This is a genomic window from Herbaspirillum chlorophenolicum (assembly GCF_001189955.1).
In the GTDB taxonomy this organism is placed as follows: domain Bacteria; phylum Pseudomonadota; class Gammaproteobacteria; order Burkholderiales; family Burkholderiaceae_D; genus Herbaspirillum; species Herbaspirillum chlorophenolicum.
This window is the reverse complement of the sequence record NZ_LFLT01000056.1, coordinates 1-19,434: the sequence shown is the minus strand read 5'-3', so window position 1 is coordinate 19,434 and position 19,434 is coordinate 1. Positions and strand designations below refer to the sequence as shown.

Below are 19,434 nucleotides of genomic sequence, written 5' to 3'. Positions count from 1 at the left end.
AAGGAAAAGCAATGAAAGACTCCTCCAACGCGATCGATCTGGTCATCTTCGATTGCGACGGAACCCTGGTCGACAGTGAAGTGGTCGCCGCCGAAGCCTGGTCCGAATATGTCGCCCGCTATGGCGTCGACCTCACGGCCCGGGAGGCGCTGGCGCAGTTCCGCGGCGTCAGCATGAAGCTCTGCGTGGCCCGCATCGAGGAATTGCACGGCGCACCGCTGCCGGCCGGTTTCGAAAAGGAATTGCGCGAAGTGATGGCCGGCATGCTGGAGCAACGGCTGCAGCCCATCAACGGCGCTCTTGAGATGGTGCAGGCGCTGTCCATTCCCTACGCGCTGGCCTCCAACGCGCCGCACCCCAAGATCGAATTGTGCCTGCGCGTGACCGGCCTGCTGCCGTACTTCGCCGGCCGCATCTTCAGTGCTTACGACGTGCAGCGCTGGAAGCCCGACCCCGCGCTGTTCCTGTTCGCCGCCAACAGCCTGGGCGTGGATCCGGCGCGCTGCGCGGTGGTGGAAGACAGCCTGCCAGGCATCCAGGCGGGGATAGCCGCGGGCATGAAGGTGATCGCGTTGCAGGAGCACGGCGTGCATCCCGAGATGCCCGCGGGTGTTTCGGTCATCACCCGGTTGGCCGAACTGCATCCGCATCTGGCGTCCTGACGGCGATGCGCCGCCGCAACGGGGCAGCATCCAACGCGGCGAAGAATTTAGGTAAGATGAAACGCTCTCGAACCTGTGCTGTACAGACGTCGTGTCTCGCCATTCCCGAGCCAGCAACCGAGCATGAGCCATCACATAGACCGCGACCGGCAAATCATTTACTGCGACCGCAACATCGAAGTGCGCCCGCTGGGTTTGCGGGAAGCGCCGGCACTCTACGATGCAGTCAACCGGTCGGTGCGCGCCATCAGCGAATGGGAAGCCTGGTGCACGCTCGACTACTCGCTGGCCGATGCCCGGCTGTTCCTGCAGCGGAGCATCGAACAATGGGATATGCGCGCCGCTTACGACTTCAACGTCATCGAGCGTATTTCCGGCCTGGTGATCGGTTCTGTGGCGATCAACCAGATCAGCCAGCTTAACCAGTTGGCCAACCTGGGCTACTGGGTGCGCGATGGCTACACCGGCCGTGGCATCGCCGCGATAGCCGCGCGCGCGGCAGCTGCTTTCGCGTTCGGCAAAACCGGCCTGACCCGGCTGGAGATTGTGATCCAGGCCGGCAACCTGCGCAGCCAGCGCGTGGCCGAAAAAACCGGCGCCACGCTGGAGTGCCTGGCGCGCAACCGTCTGGTGTTCCACGGCGAGCCGCGCGACGCCAAGGTGTTCTCGCTAGTGCCGGCCGATCTCGGGGTGCCGGTACCGGTGGCGGCCTGATTCCTTTCTATTTCACAACTTCTTTCCCTGGAAAATTTCCTTCCTGAAATTTTCTTGCCGCATTGATTGCACTTTTGTGCTTCCTGTGCCGGATTGACACGTTTGGCAACAGTTGTTTCATTGTTGTTGCGCCCCGCAAGAGTGCGCGGCCAACCCTTTCTTGGGCATGGGAAAATTCATTATTTTCAAAGACTTAGTGGGACATTGCGAAGCAGCATGAAAATGGTGCACAAAAATAAATGAAAATTGGCTGACAAAATACTGACTTTTACGTATTCCAAATCGCGATTGAGGCGTTACATACTTCAAGCGCCTGTTAAGGGCGCTTATGTATCTGGGGCGGTTGCCGGGGAGCAAATGTTCTTCCGGGCCGTTGCCGGTTCTTCGGAGCGTCAACCGGGGAACGTTGAGCGTCAAGCGACGTAAGAGGAAATACGATGCAAGCCATACAACGCAACAAGACCAACGCCAATAACAACTATGCCGGCCGGGCGGCCCAGCAATACGTCATCGACGGTGAGTCCCGCCCGTCCCGTTTCGGCAAGCGCTTCAAAGGCGCCGGCGAAACGCCGCCCCATGACGATGACTGCTCATCGGCCTACGACAAGATTTCCAAGCAGATGGACGATATCGTCGAAGGCGGCTCGCCGCAGCGCTTCAAGCGTCCCAAGATGGAAAGCGACATCATCGCCCGATGATGCCGTAATGCCCCGCGTTATCGCGGGGGCGGGAATGTCCGGCGGGCCAGGGCCCGGCCGGATTCAGATGCTCAGAGTGTTTCTTCGCGCGGATCCCGCGACAGCAGGCGCGACACCATTTCCTGCACCGACACCCCATCGAACAAGGCTGCCGCCACCGCGTTGGTGATCGGCATGTCGATGCCTTTTTCCTGCGCCAGTTCGCGGACCGCCTTGGCGCAGCGTACCCCTTCGGCCACGTGCCCCAGTTCGGTCACGATATCGTCGAGTTTCTTGTTTTGCGCCAGGCCCAGGCCCACGCGCCGGTTGCGCGAGAGGTCGCCGGTGCAGGTCAGGATGAGGTCGCCCACGCCGGACAGGCCCATGAACGTCTCGGGCCGGCCACCCAGCGCCACGCCCAGCCGCGTGATTTCCGCCAGTCCGCGGGTGATCAGCGCGGCGCGCGCATTCAGGCCCAGTTGCAGGCCGTCGGCCACACCGGTGGCAATTGCCAGGATGTTCTTCACCGCGCCGCCGATTTCAACCCCAATCAAGTCATCGCTCGAATAGATGCGGATGTTGCCGCCATGCACGGCCGTCACCACGCGTTCGCACAGCGCGGCATCCGCGCCGGCGATGGTCAGCGCGCAAGGGAGCCCGCGCGCGACTTCCTGGGCGAATGAGGGGCCCGACAGCACGCCGGCCGGGATGGCCGAACCCAGTACCTGCTGCACGATCTGGTGCGGCAACAGGCGGGTGTCTTCTTCCAGGCCTTTGCACAGCCAGACCAGGTTGGGAATGGGATGCCCGCGCAGTTGCCCGGCCAGGCCGCGCAAGCCCGCGACCGAGGAGGCGACGATCAGCAACGAAGTCTGCGGTTCGCCGCAGACGTGGTGCACGGCCGCGTTGAAATCGGCCGTGACGGCCAGTTCATCCGGAAGCGGGAAGCCCGGCAGGTAAGGCTTGTTCTCGCGTTGCCGGTTGGCTTCTTCCATGGCTTGGGCATTGCGCCCCCAAAGCACGACATCGTGCTTGCGCGCCAATGTGATGGCCAGCGCGGTACCCCATGCGCCGGCGCCGAGGATGGTGATTTTCATTGGATGGCGTGAGAGCGTGGTGGTTAAGCGGATTATTTGCCGGATTGGTGGACCGGGGTTCAGCCGCCCCAGACGTCGGCGATTCTGGCAAAGCCGGTCTGGCCGTCGCGGTGGCGGACCTTGACCCAGCCATTGTTCGGGCTCTCGATCATTTCCAGCAGCACGTTCTTGTCGGCGGTAAACACGACCGGACTGCCTTCATCGGCCGCATTGAAGATGCGTGCGTTGGTGGCCGAAACCACCAGCATGCGCTTGGGCGTCAGGGCCTTGGACTGTATCCACGACAGCGTGCCGGCGGCGTCGCGCACCTTGCTCCATTCGCCATAGGTCAGCACCACCTCGACCGGCATGCCGCGTGGCGCGACATAGACGCGGCGGCCCTTTTCGGACGGGGCGTCATACATGATGGAAGGCGAGGCGCCAACCGACTTGAAATCGAGCGCAAAGGCGTTGGGGGCCAATGCAGCAGCGCCCAGGACGGTCGCGCAAAGAATCAGGGGCAGGCGTTTCATCGGTGAAGTCTCCGCAGGTTCGTGGGAAGCGCCGCGGTGGCGGCTGGCCGGCAGCGGCAGTCGGCCGCTGCGGAATGCCCTGCCCCGGTACGCCGGAGAAATCCGCCGGCGCCGCGCGAGGCAGGGCTGCAGATCAGTTGACTGCGGTAGAACCGTTGTTGACCAGGGTGGCGCCTTGCTGCTCGGCCAGGGCCTGCAGGCGTTGCTGATAGAACACTTCGAAATTGATCTCGGCCAGGTGCACCGGCGGGAAACCGGCGCGGGTGATGGCGTCGGCGATGTTGGCGCGCAGGTACGGGTAGATGATGTTGGGGCAGCCGATGCCCAGCAGCGGGTCCAGCTGGTCGGCCGGCACGTTGCGGATCTCGAAGATGCCGGCTTGCTTGCCCTCGACCAGGAAGGCCACCTTGTCGTTGACCTTGGCAGTCACGGTAATGGTCACGGTCGATTCGAACACGCCTTCGGCCAGCGCTTCAGCGCCGACGTCGACCGACACTTCGATCGACGGTGCTTCCTGTTCCAGGAAAATGGCCGGCGAATTCGGCTGCTCCAGCGACAGGTCCTTCAGGTAGACGCGCTGGATCTGGAAAACGGCTTGCTGTTGCTCTTGTTGGTTCTGTTCCGACATGGATCTCTTTCAGGTTCGATGAATTATTCAAAAAGTGTACGCTGATACGGGCGTCAGGCTTGCAACAGCGGGTCCAGCTTGCCGGCGCGCTCCAATGCGTTCAGATCGTCGAAACCGCCGACATGGGTGTCGCCGATGTAGATCTGGGGCACGGTGCGGCGGCCGGTTTTCTGCATCATCAGCTCGCGCTGCTGAGGTTCGAGGTCGACGCGGATCTTTTCGATCTGCGCGACGCCCTTGTTGGTGAGCAGGCGCTCGGCCATGACGCAGTACGGGCACACGGCGGTGCAGTACATCACGACCGGTGCGCTCATTTTGCGTCCTTGGTGGTCAGCGGCAGGCCCTGGCTGGTCCAGGCGGCGATACCGCCGTTCAGGCCGTAGACGTCGGTAAAGCCGGCTTTCTTGAGCGAGGCTTCGGCCTTCATGGCCTGGGTGCCGTTCTGGCACACCACGATGACCGGACGGCCCTTCAGCTTGTCCAGCTCGGAAATGCGCTGCGGCAATTCTTTCAGCGGGATATTGCGGGCATCGCGCAGGTGGCCGGCGGCGAACTGTTCGCTGTCGCGCACGTCCAGTACCAGTGTCTTGCCCTGGTTGATCATCTGGGTAGCCTGCAGCAAGGTCAGCTTGTTGCCGCGCTGCTGCAGGTAAGGAACCAGCAGGGCGCCGCCGGAGACCAAGGCCAGAGCGATCAGGAAAATATTGTCGATGATGAATTTCACGGTTGTCCAATGAGTTTACTGAATCCCGGCATTATAAAATAGAAGCATTCGCGATTTGCATTATCCGAATCGCTCGGCCTGTAAGGGCCTGAGAGCCGGGGTAGTCATGCTGCCCGGACTTTCTGCACACAGCTTTCCATCATCAAAAAAGCCCACTATGTACAAAATCGTATTCATGCGCCACGGCGAATCGACCTGGAACCTGGCCAACCGCTTCACCGGCTGGGTCGACGTCGACCTCACCGAAAAGGGCGTGGCCGAAGCCCGCCAGGCCGGCAAGCTGCTCAAGGAAGCCGGTTTCCAGTTCGACCTGGCCTATACCTCGGTCCTGAAGCGCGCTATCCGCACCTTGTGGACCACGCTGGACGAAATGGACCAGATGTATGTACCGGTCAAGAACGACTGGCGCCTGAACGAGCGCCACTACGGCGCCCTGCAAGGCCTGAACAAGGCTGAGACCGCCGCCCAGTACGGCGATGCGCAGGTGCTGGTCTGGCGCCGCAGCTACGACACGCCGCCCAATCCGCTGGCCGCGAGCGACGAGCGCGACTCCTTTGGCGACCCGCGTTACGCCGGCCTGTCGCGCGAGCAAATCCCGCTGACCGAATGCCTGAAGGACACCGTCGCGCGCGTGCTGCCGGCCTGGAACGATTCCATCGCCCCGGCCATCCGCGCCGGCAAGCAGATCATCGTGTCCGCCCACGGCAACAGCCTGCGCGCCCTGATCAAGTACCTTGACGGCATCAGCGACAACGACATCGTCGGCCTCAACATCCCCAACGGCCAGCCGCTGGTGTATGAGCTGGATGCCGACCTGAAGCCGATCAAGAGCTACTATCTGGGCGACCAGTCCGCCATCGAAGCTGCACTCAAGGCGGTAGCCAACCAAGGGAAGTCGAAATAAAACTGCGTTCCTTCCGTGAGGCGTGCGCCGCCCCGCGCACGCCATTCCATCAAGTTTTCCGGACAGCCCGGCGGCATGCCGCGCCGCTGCTGGCGGCTGCTGCCGTCGGCGCCGCGCTGTGGACTCCCATCGCGCATGGCCAGGCCATCACCGAGCGCACCAAGCAGAAGCAGGCTGCCGAAAAGGAAAGGGCCGACCTGCAGCAGCGCCTGACGGCCTTGAAGCGCGACATCGACCAGACTGAGACCGCCAAGGGCAATGCCGCCGATGCGCTGGCCGTATCCGAACAGGCGATCTCCAAGGCCAACCGCTCGCTGCGCGACCTGGCGCAGGAGCAGCAAGCCACCGAGAGCCGGCTGGCCCAACTGGTGCGCCAGCTCAACGAGCTGACCGCGCTGGTCAATGCGCAGCAGGCGCAACTGTCCAAGCTGCTGCGCGAGCAGTATGTGGCCGGCAATGAAGACCGCATCAAGCTGCTGCTGTCGGGCGACAACCCCAACCGCATCAACCGCGAACTGCAGTACATGGGCTACATTTCGCAAGCCCAGGCCAAGTTGATCGAAACGCTGCGCGCCAATCTGCAGGCGATCCGCAGCAACAAGGCCGATACCCAGAACGCCAAGTTCGAACTGGAAGAAATCGCCCAGGAAGAGAACGAACAGAAGCAGGTGCTGGAGAAGGAAAAATCGCGGCGTTCGGCGCTGCTGTCGCAGCTGTCGACCAAGCTGAACACGCAGCGCAAGGAAGCCGGGCGCATCGAGCAGGACCAGCAGCGCCTGTCCAGCCTGGTCGACAAGCTGGCGCAAATCATCGAGCAGCAGAAGAAGGCCGAAGCCGAAGCGCGCGAAAAGCGGCGCCAGGAACAATTGGCCAAAGCCCGGGCCGAACGCGAGAAGCGTTTGGCAGAGCAGCGCGCACGGGCGGCCGAGCGCGCGGCGGAAGCGGCCAAGGCCGGCAAGCCGGCGCCCAGGCCGCCGGATCCGGCCGATGCCATCGACGACGACGAGCCGCCCAAGACCGCTTCGCTGGGCCGCAACGACACGCTGCCGGAACTGCAGCAGGACAATTTCGGCAAGCCTTTCGCCAGCCTGCGCGGCCAGCTGCGCCTGCCGGTCAAGGGCGACCTGACGTCGAAGTTCGGCAGCCGCCAAGGCGACGGGCCGACCTCGCGCGGTTTGTTCATCCGTGCCGCAGAAGGGGCGGAGGTGAGGGCAGTGGCGGCCGGGCGGGTGGTGTTTGCCGACTGGTTGCGCGGTTTCGGCAACCTGATCATCGTCGATCACGGCAACCAATACATGACGATTTACGGCAATAACCAGTCGGTGCTCAAACGGGCAGGCGATCTGGTCAAGGCAGGAGAAGCCATCGCCACAGCGGGTAACAGCGGCGGCAACGAGCAATCGGGTTTATACTTTGAAATGCGGCATCAGGGCCGCGCATTCGACCCACAAGGGTGGGTAACTACTAGGTGACACATGGGCAGCAAACTCAAGAATATCAGTCTGATCGGGTTGGGCATGGTGGCAGGCGCCACGGCGATGATTCAGTTCGATGCCATTGCGCAAAAGAACGCAACGGCATCACTGCCTCTGGAGGAGCTGCGCCAGATGGCCGATGTATTCGGGCTGATCAAGTCCGACTACGTCGAGCCGGTGGATGACAAGAAGCTGCTGACCGAAGCCATTTCGGGCATGGTCGCCTCACTCGACCCGCACTCGGCTTATCTGGACAAGAAGGCCTACAAGGAGCTGCGCGAAGGCACCATGGGCAAGTTCGTCGGCCTGGGCATCGAAGTCGGGATGGAAGACGGCTACGTCAAGGTCATCTCGCCGATCGAGGATTCACCGGCCTTTCGCGCCGGCATCAAGTCGGGCGACCTGATTACCCGCCTGGACAGCACCCCGGTCAAGGGCCTGACCCTGGACGAGGCGGTCAAGAAGATGCGCGGCGAGCCTAACACCAAGATCACGCTGACCATCGCCCGCAAGGAAGAAGACAAGCCGATCATCCTGACCATCACCCGTCAGGAAATCCGCGTGCAAAGCGTCAAGTCCAAGGTCATCGAACCCGGATACGCCTGGCTGCGCGTGACCCAGTTCCAGGAACCGACGGTGGATGACATGGCCAAGAAGCTGGCCGCGATCTACGCCCAGGAACCTAACCTGAAGGGTATCGTGCTCGACCTGCGCAATGACCCGGGCGGCGTGCTGCCGGGCGCCATCGGCGTGTCGGCGGCCTTCCTGCCCAAGGACTCGGTGGTGGTCTCGACCAACGGCCAGATCCCGAGCTCCAAGCAGACTTTCTACGCCAAGCGCGAGTTCTACGCCTCCAACCCGCTGAACGACCCGCTGTCGCGCCTGCCGGACGCCATCAAGAAGGTGCCGATGGTGGTGCTGATCAACAGCGGCTCGGCCTCGGCCTCCGAAATCGTGGCCGGCGCATTGCAGGATTACAAGCGCGCCACCATCATGGGGACGCAATCCTTCGGCAAGGGTTCGGTGCAATCGGTGATCGCGCTGCCGCCGGAGAAGAACACCGCGGTCAAGCTGACCACCGCGCGCTATTTCACCCCCAATGGCCGCTCGATCCAGGCGCGCGGCATCGTGCCTGACATCATGGTGGATGAATATCCGGACGGCGATGGCCTGAACGGCCTGCGCCTGCGCGAGGCCGATCTCTCCAAGCACCTGACCAACGAGACCGACAAGTCGGCCGAGGTCAAGGCGCAAACGCTGGATGAGCAAGCCGAGGAACGCCTGATCGCCGCCGAGAAAAAGCGCAAGCCGCTGGACTTCGGCAGCAAGGACGATTTCCAGCTGGCGCAAGCGCTGAACCATCTGAAGGGTTTGCCGGTGAAGGTATCCAATGCCAAGCCGGAAGTGCGCAATGAAGAAGGCAAGCAAGGCTCGCCGGCGAAGGACGACGGCAAGGCAGCGCCGGAAAAGGGCGAGACCAAGTAAGCATGCGGTAGGCGGGGCGCCGGTCGGAACCGGGTCGGGGTCTCGTCGTCATGTTGCACGCAAGTATTGGGTACTTTGTGCCGGGCCGCTCCCAAGCGGCCTTTTTTCATGGGGCCTCATCCACAGTTTCGCCATGAACGACCAACAACTGCTGCGCTATTCGCGCCACATCCTGCTCGATGAAATCGATATCGAAGGCCAGTCGCGCCTGCTGGCCGCGCACGCCTTGGTGATCGGCGCCGGCGGCCTGGGCTCGCCGGCGGCCATGTACCTGGCTTCGGCCGGCATCGGGCGTATCACGCTGGTGGATAACGATACGGTCGACCTGACCAACCTGCAACGGCAGATCATGCACACCACCGGCCGCGTCGGCCAAGCCAAGGTTGAGTCGGGCCGCGAGGCGCTGCGCCAGATCAACCCGGATACCGAGGTCGTGGCGCTGGCCGAACGTGTCGAAGGAGACCGCCTGCAGCAACTGGTAGCGCAGGCAGACGTGGTGCTCGATTGCAGCGACAACTTCGCCACCCGCCATGCCGTCAACCGCGCTTGTGTCGCCGCCGGTGTACCGCTGGTGTCGGGGGCGGCGATTCGTTTCGACGGCCAGGTCAGCGTGTTCGACACGCGCGATGATGCGTCGCCATGCTATGCCTGCCTGTTTCCGCCCGACCGCGAATTCGAAGAGGTGCAGTGCTCGGTAATGGGCGTGTTCTCGCCGCTGGTGGGCATCATCGGCACCATGCAGGCTGCCGAGGCCCTGAAGCTGGTGGCCGGGGTCGGCCGCTCGCTGGCCGGGCGGCTGCTGATCCTGGAGGCGCGCGAGATGGAGTGGACCTCGATCTCGGTGGCGCGCGACCGCAATTGCCCGGTGTGCGGCAAAAGGCATGCCTGACCCCGGTTTGTTGCCGGATGAGCAAACCTGCCGCGATGCAGCAAACAAGCGCCGGCAGTGTCCACTTCCCTGCAGTCTTCTGGTATAAACTGTACTCGGTTTGCCAACTGCATTTCGCCGGCAGCGCTTGAAGCGCGCTTGGCTTTGCAGCTGGGCCAACCAGGCTGATGCTCGGAATCACCATAACTTTTAAGCGGAATCAGCCACCAACGCTTTGCCCGAACAGGGGGAGTAATGAATAGCTCCGTGAAAAGCGCACCAGCCCGCAAGCCGCCCAAAACAGGCGCGCCAGGGCGGACTGTCCCCGCTGCGATCCCAAGTGCGAGCAAGCCTGCCGCGTCCGGCAAGGCTGGCGGCAGCGCTTTGGCGGGAGCGCGGTCAAAGTCCTTGGCATCCGGAAGTGTTGGTGTACAATCCTTGACCGCGAAAAAGGCTGCGCCATCTGCAGCCCGGACCGGCAGCAAAAGCAACGTCGGCAAGGCGACCGCGCGAACATCGATCAAAGAGGTGCAGAACGCGGCAAGGGAAGTGGATTCAAAAGCGACCAGTTCCGGCAGCAAGGTATCGGCCGGGCGATTGGATATAGTTGAAAAACCCGTAGTATTGAAAGTAAGCGAAGTGGCAACTAAAACTCCCAAAACTACCCCTGCAGCGCAACCATTGCTGACTGAGGAGCAAATCCTCAAGATGGCTGAGAAGGACTACATGAACGAAGCGCAGCTTGCTTTCTTCAAGGCCCGTCTCAAGCAGCTTGAAAAGGATCTGCTCAAGAATGCGGATGAAACCACCGAACACCTGCGCGAAACCGTGCTGGTGCCGGATCCGGCCGACCGCGCCACCATCGAGGAAGAACACGCCCTCGAACTGCGTACCCGCGATCGCGAACGCAAGCTGCTCAAGAAGGTCCAGCAGTCCATCGTCTCGATCGACAACGGCGAATACGGCTGGTGCGAAGAAACCGGCGAGCCGATCGGCATTCCCCGTCTGCTGGCGCGCCCGACCGCGACTTTGTCGCTGGAAGCGCAGCAACGCCGCGAGTTGAAGCAAAAGCTCTACGGCGACTGATCCCGGCCCTTGCAGGGCCTGGCCCCTGGCCGGCAGCGGCAAAGGGGCGAGTGCCGGCAGCGATCTTGCCGCCGGTGTGATCGGCTGACTGCATCGTTTGTATCGGAATCATCTGTCTTGCTTGTCTATTTCCGGATGCTGCGTCTTCGATTGAGATGACGCGGTTCCGAACCTGATCCCTGCGCCATGCCCATCTTGCGTTCCACGCGTTGTTCAGCCTTCATCGCCTTGCTGGTGATGTCGCTGCTGTTCGCGCAGGGGATGGGCTTTCTGCACGGCATCGCCCACGCCGGCTGGCAAAGCGGCACCGTGCATTCGCTGATTAACGAGGCGTGGTTCGATGAAGGTGACGACCGTCACCAGCTCTCATCGGCTGCCTCGGGCGACAAGCATTTCGTCGTCCACGACGGCGACCTGCACCACTCTTGCGCAGCCTACGACGCCGCCACACTGTCGGCTGTCATGCATTTCGATTTCCCCCTGCCGCCATTATTGCCGCCCGCCCGCATGCTGGCGCTGTGGCAAGCTTTCGCATCCTGGGATGCGCCTTTCGTCTGTCATTTCTCCTCGCGCGCTCCGCCGCGCTGAATTCCCTCCCCTGCTGATCCAACATTTCGTTGCCGGTTGTCTTTCGTGATCCGGCCGCGTGCGCATTGCCGTCGTCCTGCGCGGGCCCGGCATCGCTGCGGCATGGGCACGTCCGGACGGCCGGCGTATCGGCGCCGCCTTATCCACTGATCCGGCCTGGTCCGGCCAGGCGGCGCCTTGCGCACTACAAGGAATTCACATGGCAGTCCCAACCCCACTTCAACGCCGCCTGCAAGGGCAACTCATTGCCGCCGCAGTCGTTTCCGCGCTGGCTTCCTGGTCCGTACCTGTATTTGCGCAGACCGTATCCACCACCGGCGACACTGCCGCGCCTGCACAACCTGCGCTGCAGCCGATCGTGGTGACCGCCACCCCCTTCGCCTCGGAAGAGGGCGTGCAAGTGCTTGCCCCCGCCAAGGTGCTTGCCGGCGATGAACTGCGCAACAAACTGGGCAATTCGCTGGGCGACACCTTGTCGTCCGAACTGGGCGTATCGGCGTCGGCCTTCGGCGCCGGCGCCTCGCGCCCCATCATCCGCGGCATGGAAGGCCCGCGCGTGATGATCCTGCAGAACGGCATGGCCGTGTCCGACGTTTCCACCGTCTCCAACGACCATGCGGTCGCCACCGAGGCCGCCACGGCGCGCCAGATCGAGATCCTGCGCGGTCCGGCTGCGCTATTGTACGGATCGGGCGCCATCGGCGGCCTGGTCAACGTGGTCAACGACCGTATCCCGACGGAGTTGGTCGGCAAGCCTACCGGCACCGTCGAAGGGCGCTACGGCACCGTCGATGGCGAGAAAAACGGTTCCTTCTCGCTGGATACCTCGGCCGGCCAGATCGGCCTGCACGTTGACGGCAACTACCGCGACACCGACAACTACAAGATCCCCGGCAACGCCCAGCAAGGCAATCCTTCCACCGCCTCGGGCCGCCTGCCCAATTCGTTCACGCACGAGACCAGCGGCGGCGTGGGAGGCTCCTATATTGCCGATTGGGGTTATATCGGCCTGTCGGCGTCGACGCTGGATGATCACTACGGCATTCCCACCAAGGAGATGTCCTTCATCGACCTGCATCAGAGCCGCTACGACATCGACACACTGGTGAAGAACCCCTTCGCCGGTATCGAGAAATTCCGCTTCCGTTTCGGCTACACCGACTACACCCACACCGAGAAGGAACAGGACGGCACACCCGCCACCGTGTTCAAGAACCGTGTGCTGCAGACGCGCTGGGAGCTGACCCACGCACCGCTGGCCGGCTGGCGCGGCACCTTCGGCGTGCAGACCGAACAGGGCAATTACTCGGCGTTGTCGGCCTCCAGTGGCACCTCGGAGCTGACGCCGCCGACGCGTTCTTCGTCCTTCGCCGGTTTCCTGGTGGAGGAGCGCCAGTTCGGCCAGGTGCTGGCCAGCGCCGGCCTGCGTGCCGAGAGCGTGAATCGCCGTCCCGATGGCAACAGCGGCCTGGCAGGGCGCGACTTCAGCTTGCTGTCATGGTCGGCCGGCGCCTTGTGGGCTTTCCAGCCCGGTTACGGATTGGGGCTGACCTATTCGCTGGCGCAGCGCGCACCGACGGTGGAAGAGCTGTATTCCAACGGCCCGCATGAATCGACCGCGACCTTCGACATCGGCGATAGCCAACTGAAGAAGGAGACTTCCCACAACATCGAGCTGACGCTGCAAAAGACCGAAGGCCTGGTGCGCTGGAAGGGCAACCTGTTCCGCAACAAGGTGCATAACTACATCTACGGCCGCACCAACGGCCAGGTCGACGACGCGGGCAATGCCGATCCGTCCGGTGAATTCACCCAGCGCTTCTGGTCGCAGGGCGACGCCACCATCCGCGGCGCCGAGGCCGAAGTCACTTACAACTGGAACGGCGATGGCTTCTCGGCGCGCGCTTTTGCCGATACCTCGCGCGGCACGCTGGATGACCAGGGCAGCCTGCCGCTGCAACCGGCTACCCGGTACGGCCTGGAGTTCGGCTACAAGACCGGCCCCTGGGCCAGCGGCGTGAAAGTGCTGCGCGCGCAGAAGCAGGACCGGCTGGCATCCTTCGAAACCTACGAAACGCCGGCCTACACCCAGCTCGACGCCAACCTGTCGTATACGCAGAAGTGGAACGGCGTGAAGCTGACCTGGTTCGCGCTGGCGCGCAACCTGCTGAACCAGGACATCCGCCTGTCGACCTCGGTGCTCAAGGAGTCGGTGCCCCTGGGCGGGCGCAACCTGATCGTGGGTGTGCGCACCAGCTTCTGATCGTGACGCCGTCGGGAAGGCTTGCCTTCCCCCGGCACGGCTTGCCCGGGCGGCCTTCCATGTGAAGGCCGCCCGGGCTTTTTTATGGCCGGTATTTTCACTGCCTCTTGGCACGGGGAAATGCCGCCGGGCATGCTGGTATAGTTTGAATCTTACTGCGGCGAGCGGCCGCCTTTTCACTGACGATCCCTATCCATGCGACGACGCCTGCTTCGTTCCCTTCTCGGTTCGTGGTTGTTCATTTCAGCCTGCGCGGCCTGTGCCCAGGATATGGTGGGGGGCGTGCTGCGCGTGCAGCTGGGGTTTACCTCGCCGCTATCGGGCGCGCAGGGCGCCGGCGGCACCGATGCCTTGAATGGCGCACGTCTGGCGATAGAGCGGGTCAACCAGCAAGACATGCGCATCGATGGCAAACCGGTGCGTTTCGAGCTGCTGGTCAAGGATGACCAGGCCGACCCCGAGCTCGGGATGGAAATCGCGCAGGAATTTGCCCGCGCCAAGGTGAGCGCGGTGCTGGGACCGTTCAATTCGGGCGTGGCGATGGCGGTGGCCAAAATCTACAACCGGCGCCGCGTGCCGATACTGACGGTCGCCTCCAATCCGGCAGTCACGCGCGCCGATTACGACTATGTGTTCCGCCTGGGCGCCAGCGATGGCGACATGGGCCGCAAGCTGGCGCAATACGCAGCCCGCGTCCTCAAGTTCAAACGCGTGGCCATCATCAATGATGGCTCCGACTATGCCAAGGGCCTGATCAACGAATTCCAGGCCGAAGCCAAGCGGGACGGTTTGCACACGGCTACTCTGCTCCAGTTGGGCGAGCGCGCCGGCGATCCCGAGGTGCGCAGCGCATTGGGGCTGGTGCGCGAGTCCAATCCCGACGTTATTCTCTTCGCCGGTTATGTGCCGCAGGCGGCGCAGTTGCTGCGTGAAATGTCGCGTGAGAAGATGGCCTTGCCCATGCTCGCGGGCGACGCCCAATGTTCGACTGAAATGTTCCGCCTGGCCGCCAACTACATGGGAGGGGGCGTCTATTGTGTGCAAGGGGGCGTGTGGCTCACACGCGTGGCCGATGGCGCGGTGTTCGCCGCGACCTACCAGAACCGCTACGGCCGTCCGCCGGATGTCTACGCGGCCAGCTTTTACGACGGCGTGCTGCTGCTGGCGCAAGCCATGAAGACCGCCGGCTCGGCGCAACCGGAAAGGTTCGTGCCGGTGCTGGCGCGCGGCCGCTACAAAGGCATCACCGCGACCTATGAATTCGACGCCAAGCATGACCTCAAGGACTCGGATGTCACCATCCTGCGCTTGAAGGATGGCGCTCTGGTTCCTTTGGCAAACTTCTAATCGCCCATTGAAGGCGAGGGGGTCAGCGGATCGGCAGGCGGATCGTGTTCTTCACTTCTTCCATTACCGCGTAGGTGTGCGTTTCGCGCACGCCCTTCAACTGCAGCAGCGACTTGCCGAGGAATTCGCGGTAGGCGTTCATATCCTTGACGCGCGATTTGACGAGGTAGTCGAAGCCGCCGGCCACCATGTGGCATTCCATGATCTCGGGGATACTCTGCACGCTCTTCTTGAATTCGGCGAATACGTCGGGCGTGGTGCGGTCCAGCACCACCTCGATGAACACCAGCAGCGACACGTCCAGCAGTTCGGGGTTCAACTGCGCGGCGAAGCCCAGGATATAGCCGGCCTCCTGCAGTTTGCGCACCCGTTCCAGGCAGGCCGCCGGCGACAGGTTCACGCGCGCGGCCAGGTCGACATTGCTGATGCGGCCGTCGTTTTGCAATTCGGCCAATATTTTTTTACTGATTTTGTCGAGCGCAGCCATGATTTCTGAATTTTATTCAGCAAATTGGATTCAGGGAAAATTTAATTCTGATTATAAAGGCAATAAACGCGCCTAATATCAGTAAAGAGTAAATAGAATCCTCCCTCATAAAAAATATAACGCAATGCGGGCATGGTGCGCCAACGGCGGCGTATCTGCGCGGATGACAACAATAATTTCCGACAATCTTTTTACGAGTTTTGATATGTTCGTACCTGCAACGGCGCAGTCAGTACAGTATCGACGGAATCGTTACCCCGTATCCCGGGAGCGTACATCCAGCGTTTTAAGCTAACCAAGCTATCCACCGCAGTCTGATTTTCTAGAAGAGAGAGGAAACACCCAAATGTTCAAGCGCATTTCCGGACTCAATATCATCGCCGCATCGCTGGCGCTGGTTCCCGCCTTTGTCATGGCGCAGGAAACCCAAGTGGTCAAGATCGGCTTTTCCAGCCCGCTGACCGGCCCGCAGGCATCGGCCGGCAAGGACAACCAGGGCGGCCTGATGATGGCTGTCGAGCGCTTGAATGCGCAGCCCATCACCGTCGGCGGCAAGAAGATCAAGTTCGAGGTGATCGCCGAAGACGACCAGGCCGATCCGAAATCGGGCGTGGGCGCTGCGCAAAAGCTGGTCGACCAGGGCATCAAGGCCATCGTCGGCCCTTACAATTCGGGCGTGACCATCCCCGCTTCGCGCGTGTTCAATGACGCCGGCATCGTGGTCGCCACCGTCGCCTCCAACCCCAAGATCACCCAGCAAGGCTTTGCCACCCTGTTCCGCGTCGCTGCCAGCGACAGCCAACTGGGCGGCAAGATGGCCCTGTATGCGGCCAAGGAACTGAAGCTCAAGAAAGTTGCAGTGATCGACGACCGTACCGCCTACGGCCAGGGCCTGGCTGAAGAGTTCAGCAAGGTCGCCAAGGCCAACGGCATCGACGTGGTCAGCAAGGACTTCACCAACGACAAGGCTACCGACTTCACCGCCATCCTGACCTCGATCAAGGGCAAGAAGCCCGACGCGGTCTTCATCGGCGGTTATGCTCCGCAAGGCGGTCCGATCAAGCGCCAGATGAAGCAACTGGGCATCAATGCCGTGCTGCTGGGCGGCGACGGCATCTGCTCGCCTGAAATGGGCCGCCTGGGCGGCGACGCCATCGGTGAATCGGTCTACTGTACCCAAGGCGGCACCATGCTGGACAAGGCCAAGGAAGGCAAGACTTTCGCCGACGACTACCAGAAGAAGTACGGCCGTCCTGCAGAAACCTATGCCGTGTCCTTCTACGACGGCATGATGCTGATCGCCCAGGCCATGAAGACGGCCAATTCGGTCGAGCCCAAGCAGTTCGGCCCGGCGCTGGCCAAGATCAGCTACAAGGGTGTGGCCGGCCAGTACGACTTCGACGCCAACCATGACCTGAAGCAATCTCCGGTTACCGTGTACCGTTTCAAGGACGGCATCCCGGTACCGCTGACCAGCTACTGATCGGGCCTTCGCCTTTGGCAGCCTGAACGTTCTTTCCCGCCGGCAGATGCCGGTGGGAAGTTCAACCTCCCCGCCAGCAACCCATTCGCGCAGCATCCCATCCTGTCGGCATAGTCCGATACGGACGGTTTTTGCCGTGCAGGATGGTACTCTTTGCGTCTGTCGGCAGATGCAGGAATGAGTTCTAGAAGAAGGAAGTCATGCTCAACTACACACGCACCGTTCAAACGATAGACGCCCACACCGGCGGTGAGCCGTTGCGCATTTTGGTCTCGGGCCTGCCGAAGATCCCGGCCGGCACCATCCTGCAGCAGCGCGCCTGGCTGCGCGAGAACCGCGACGACCTGCGCCAGTTCCTGATGAACGAGCCGCGCGGCCATGCCGACATGTACGGCGCCTACCTGCTGCCGCCGGTCACGCCGCAAGCCGACTTCGGTGTCATCTTCATCCATAACGAAGGCTACAGCGACATGTGCGGCCACGGCATCATCGCGCTGGGCAAGGTGCTGGTCGAGATGGGTTACGTCGAACCGGTGGCGCCGGTCACGCGCATCTGCTTCGACGCGCCGGCCGGCTTCATCGAAGCCTTCGTCGAATGGGACGGCAAGCGTGCCGGCAAAGTCAGCTTCAACAACGTGCCGGCCTTCATCTATCGCCGCGACGTCGAGGTCGAGACGCCCAGCTTCGGCAAGATCACCGGCGACATCGTCTTCGGCGGCGCTTTCTACTACTACATCAACGCCAAACAGGCCAATCTCACCGTCAAGCCGGAACTGGTGCGCCAGTTGATCCAGCTCGGCGCCGAGACCAAGGCCGCAGTGATCGCCAAGGTGCAGATCCAGCACCCGCTGGAACCGGGCCTGAACACCCTGTACGGCACCATCGTCGACAGCGAACCCAATTTCCCCGGCGCCGACCAGTCCAACGTCTGCATCTTCGCCGACCGCGAAGTGGACCGCTCGCCCACCGGTACCGGCACCTCCGGCCGCGCCGCGCAGCTGTTCCTGCGCGGGCAACTGGCGCTGAACCGGAACTACGTCAACGGCAGCATCGTCGGCAGCAACTTCGGCGTGCGAGTGACCGCGCCCACCAAGGTTGGCGAGTTCGACGGCGCGCTCACCGAAGTCAGCGGCTACGCCCATATCATGAGCACCAACCAGTGGGTACTGGAAGAATCCGACCCATTCCCGACCGGCTTCTTCCTGCGCTGACATGCATATCCTCGACGCACAACAAACCGCCGCCGCGCTGCCTTACGCACAGTTGGTCGCCGCGCTGGAAACGGCCGCGCAAGAGTTCGTCTCCGGCCGCATCCGAGCGCCCGAGCGCCAGGTGGTGCCCATCGACAGCGCCAGCGTGCTGCTCGGCATGCCGGCCATCGCCGACGACTTGTCGGTGACCAAGCTCATCACCGTGCACGCCGAGAACGGCAAGCACAACCTGCCCGCCATCCAGGGCGAAGTGGTGGCCTTCGAAACGCATACCGGCCGCCGCATTGCGCTGATGGACGGCCCCACTGTCACCGGCCGCCGCACCGCCGCCATGACGATGCTGGGCATCAAGACGCTGCTGCCGCGCGCGCCCAAGTCGGCGCTGCTGATCGGCACCGGCGCGCAAGCCGCAGCGCATGCCGATGCGCTGGCGGAATATTTCGGCATCCGCCAATTCTGGATCGCCGCGCGCGACCTGGCGCGCACGCAGGCTTTTTGCAGCGCCTTGTGCGAACGCCATCCGCAGGTCGTCGCCAGCCCGTTGCCGGCGGCCATGCTGCAGCAAGACCTGCCGCATACCGACGTGCTGATCGCCTTGACCACATCACGCACCGCCGTCATTCCCGAACAGGTCGCGCCCGACACGCTGGCCATCGGCGTCGGCGCCTTCAAGCCCGATATGGTCGAATTCCCGGCGCCGCTGCTGCATGCGCGCACCATCGTGGTCGACGATGTCGGCGGCGCGCATCACGAAGCCGGCGACCTGATCCAGGCCAAGGTCGACTGGGACCGCGTCGTGGCCATCGGCGATGTGCTCTCCGGCAAGGTCGATCGCGCAACACTGACCGTCAAGGGCGCGCTGCCGGTCTTCAAGACCGTCGGCCAGGCATCCTGGGACCTGGCCGCCGCCCGTGTAATGCGAGCGATCCTGACCTGAACCCTATTCACTGAGCGCGACTTGTTTCGCGCTCTTTTCTTATCCGCAGCGAGCAGCATACAAAAAAGGAAAACCAAATGACATGCAACCGACAGCGCCGTCCACACGGCGCAAGCACCCACACCTTCCGGCCGGCTGGTCGACCATAACGCTAACGCCGCACAGGAGACATCGATTCATGGACATATTCATCCAGCAGATCATCAACGGTTTGGTGCTAGGGAGCATGTACGCGCTGATCGCCTTGGGTTACACGATGGTGTACGGGGTACTGAACCTGATCAAT

The 19,434-nt window shown here is 62.6% G+C and carries 20 protein-coding genes and 1 pseudogene; 15 read left to right on the top strand and 6 right to left on the bottom strand.

Annotated elements, in window-relative coordinates; genetic code table 11:
• The first annotated feature begins 11 nt into the window (after window positions 1–11).
• The 3 genes from AKL28_RS21170 to AKL28_RS21160 all read left to right on the top strand — a co-directional run bounded on the left by AKL28_RS21170 (window position 12) and on the right by AKL28_RS21160 (window position 2,074).
• On the top strand, window positions 12–662 hold the full coding sequence (locus tag AKL28_RS21170; protein ID WP_050470314.1) for an HAD family hydrolase: 651 nt from the start codon (window positions 12–14) through the stop codon (window positions 660–662).
• A gap of 123 nt (window positions 663–785) precedes the next feature.
• On the top strand, window positions 786–1,376 hold the full coding sequence (locus AKL28_RS21165; RefSeq protein WP_050470313.1) for a GNAT family N-acetyltransferase: 591 nt from the start codon (window positions 786–788) through the stop codon (window positions 1,374–1,376).
• Between the two features lie 437 nt (window positions 1,377–1,813).
• Window positions 1,814–2,074, top strand: coding sequence for a hypothetical protein (locus AKL28_RS21160; RefSeq protein WP_050470312.1), 261 nt, complete (start codon window positions 1,814–1,816; stop codon window positions 2,072–2,074).
• Between the two features lie 71 nt (window positions 2,075–2,145).
• Here AKL28_RS21160 and AKL28_RS21155 read toward each other — a convergent pair whose 3' ends face one another.
• The 5 genes from AKL28_RS21155 to AKL28_RS21135 form a co-directional block, all read right to left on the bottom strand.
• On the bottom strand, window positions 2,146–3,150 hold the full coding sequence (locus AKL28_RS21155; protein WP_050470311.1) for an NAD(P)H-dependent glycerol-3-phosphate dehydrogenase: 1,005 nt from the start codon (window positions 3,148–3,150) through the stop codon (window positions 2,146–2,148).
• 59 nt (window positions 3,151–3,209) lie between these two features.
• A complete protein-coding gene (locus tag AKL28_RS21150; RefSeq protein WP_050470310.1) occupies window positions 3,210–3,662 on the bottom strand; it encodes an SH3 domain-containing protein in 453 nt (150 codons plus the stop codon).
• Window positions 3,663–3,795: 133 nt separating this feature from the next.
• Window positions 3,796–4,290, bottom strand: a complete 495-nt coding sequence (gene secB, locus AKL28_RS21145) for a protein-export chaperone SecB (RefSeq protein ID WP_050470309.1) — start codon at window positions 4,288–4,290, stop codon at window positions 3,796–3,798.
• Between the two features lie 53 nt (window positions 4,291–4,343).
• Window positions 4,344–4,604: a glutaredoxin 3 gene (grxC, locus tag AKL28_RS21140; RefSeq protein ID WP_050470308.1), complete on the bottom strand. Its 261-nt coding sequence runs from the start codon at window positions 4,602–4,604 to the stop codon at window positions 4,344–4,346.
• Window positions 4,601–5,014: a rhodanese-like domain-containing protein gene (locus tag AKL28_RS21135; protein WP_050470307.1), complete on the bottom strand. Its 414-nt coding sequence runs from the start codon at window positions 5,012–5,014 to the stop codon at window positions 4,601–4,603. The genes grxC and AKL28_RS21135 overlap by 4 nt, the downstream gene beginning before the upstream one ends.
• 157 nt (window positions 5,015–5,171) lie before the next feature.
• On the opposite strand from AKL28_RS21135, the gene gpmA reads away from it, so the two are divergent.
• The 8 genes from gpmA to AKL28_RS21095 all read left to right on the top strand — a co-directional run bounded on the left by gpmA (window position 5,172) and on the right by AKL28_RS21095 (window position 15,030).
• Entirely contained in the window at window positions 5,172–5,918 is a 747-nt protein-coding gene (gene gpmA, locus AKL28_RS21130; protein WP_050470306.1) for a 2,3-diphosphoglycerate-dependent phosphoglycerate mutase, read from the top strand.
• Between the two features lie 89 nt (window positions 5,919–6,007).
• Entirely contained in the window at window positions 6,008–7,390 is a 1,383-nt protein-coding gene (locus AKL28_RS21125) for a murein hydrolase activator EnvC family protein (RefSeq protein WP_414735707.1), read from the top strand.
• Window positions 7,391–7,393: 3 nt separating this feature from the next.
• Window positions 7,394–8,878, top strand: a complete 1,485-nt coding sequence (locus AKL28_RS21120) for a S41 family peptidase (RefSeq protein ID WP_050470304.1) — start codon at window positions 7,394–7,396, stop codon at window positions 8,876–8,878.
• A 133-nt stretch (window positions 8,879–9,011) separates the two neighbouring features.
• Window positions 9,012–9,767, top strand: coding sequence for a HesA/MoeB/ThiF family protein (locus AKL28_RS21115; RefSeq protein ID WP_050470303.1), 756 nt, complete (start codon window positions 9,012–9,014; stop codon window positions 9,765–9,767).
• 660 nt (window positions 9,768–10,427) lie between these two features.
• Window positions 10,428–10,832 (top strand): RNA polymerase-binding protein DksA, encoded by a 405-nt coding sequence (gene dksA / locus AKL28_RS25350; RefSeq protein ID WP_050470302.1) that lies wholly within the window; start codon window positions 10,428–10,430, stop codon window positions 10,830–10,832.
• Between the two features lie 186 nt (window positions 10,833–11,018).
• Complete coding sequence (locus AKL28_RS21105; protein ID WP_050470301.1) at window positions 11,019–11,420, top strand: hypothetical protein; 402 nt, start codon at window positions 11,019–11,021, stop codon at window positions 11,418–11,420.
• A gap of 199 nt (window positions 11,421–11,619) precedes the next feature.
• On the top strand, window positions 11,620–13,683 hold the full coding sequence (locus tag AKL28_RS21100) for a TonB-dependent receptor (protein WP_050470300.1): 2,064 nt from the start codon (window positions 11,620–11,622) through the stop codon (window positions 13,681–13,683).
• A gap of 195 nt (window positions 13,684–13,878) precedes the next feature.
• Window positions 13,879–15,030, top strand: coding sequence for a branched-chain amino acid ABC transporter substrate-binding protein (locus AKL28_RS21095; RefSeq protein ID WP_050470299.1), 1,152 nt, complete (start codon window positions 13,879–13,881; stop codon window positions 15,028–15,030).
• A 22-nt stretch (window positions 15,031–15,052) separates the two neighbouring features.
• Here AKL28_RS21095 and AKL28_RS21090 read toward each other — a convergent pair whose 3' ends face one another.
• Window positions 15,053–15,517, bottom strand: coding sequence for an Lrp/AsnC ligand binding domain-containing protein (locus AKL28_RS21090; protein WP_050470298.1), 465 nt, complete (start codon window positions 15,515–15,517; stop codon window positions 15,053–15,055).
• Window positions 15,518–15,863: 346 nt separating this feature from the next.
• Between AKL28_RS21090 and AKL28_RS21085 the strand changes: the two genes are divergently transcribed.
• From AKL28_RS21085 to AKL28_RS24640, 4 genes and pseudogenes are all read left to right on the top strand, one after another.
• A complete protein-coding gene (locus AKL28_RS21085) occupies window positions 15,864–17,000 on the top strand; it encodes a branched-chain amino acid ABC transporter substrate-binding protein (protein WP_050470297.1) in 1,137 nt (378 codons plus the stop codon).
• A gap of 200 nt (window positions 17,001–17,200) precedes the next feature.
• The gene (lhpH, locus tag AKL28_RS21080) at window positions 17,201–18,211 is read left to right on the top strand and encodes a trans-3-hydroxy-L-proline dehydratase (RefSeq protein WP_050470296.1); all 1,011 of its coding nucleotides are present in this window, start codon (window positions 17,201–17,203) and stop codon (window positions 18,209–18,211) included.
• Window position 18,212: 1 nt separating this feature from the next.
• Window positions 18,213–19,148 (top strand): delta(1)-pyrroline-2-carboxylate reductase family protein, encoded by a 936-nt coding sequence (locus AKL28_RS21075; protein WP_050470295.1) that lies wholly within the window; start codon window positions 18,213–18,215, stop codon window positions 19,146–19,148.
• Window positions 19,149–19,326: 178 nt separating this feature from the next.
• Window positions 19,327–19,434 (top strand): annotated as a pseudogene (locus tag AKL28_RS24640) (branched-chain amino acid ABC transporter permease); the annotation flags it as partial.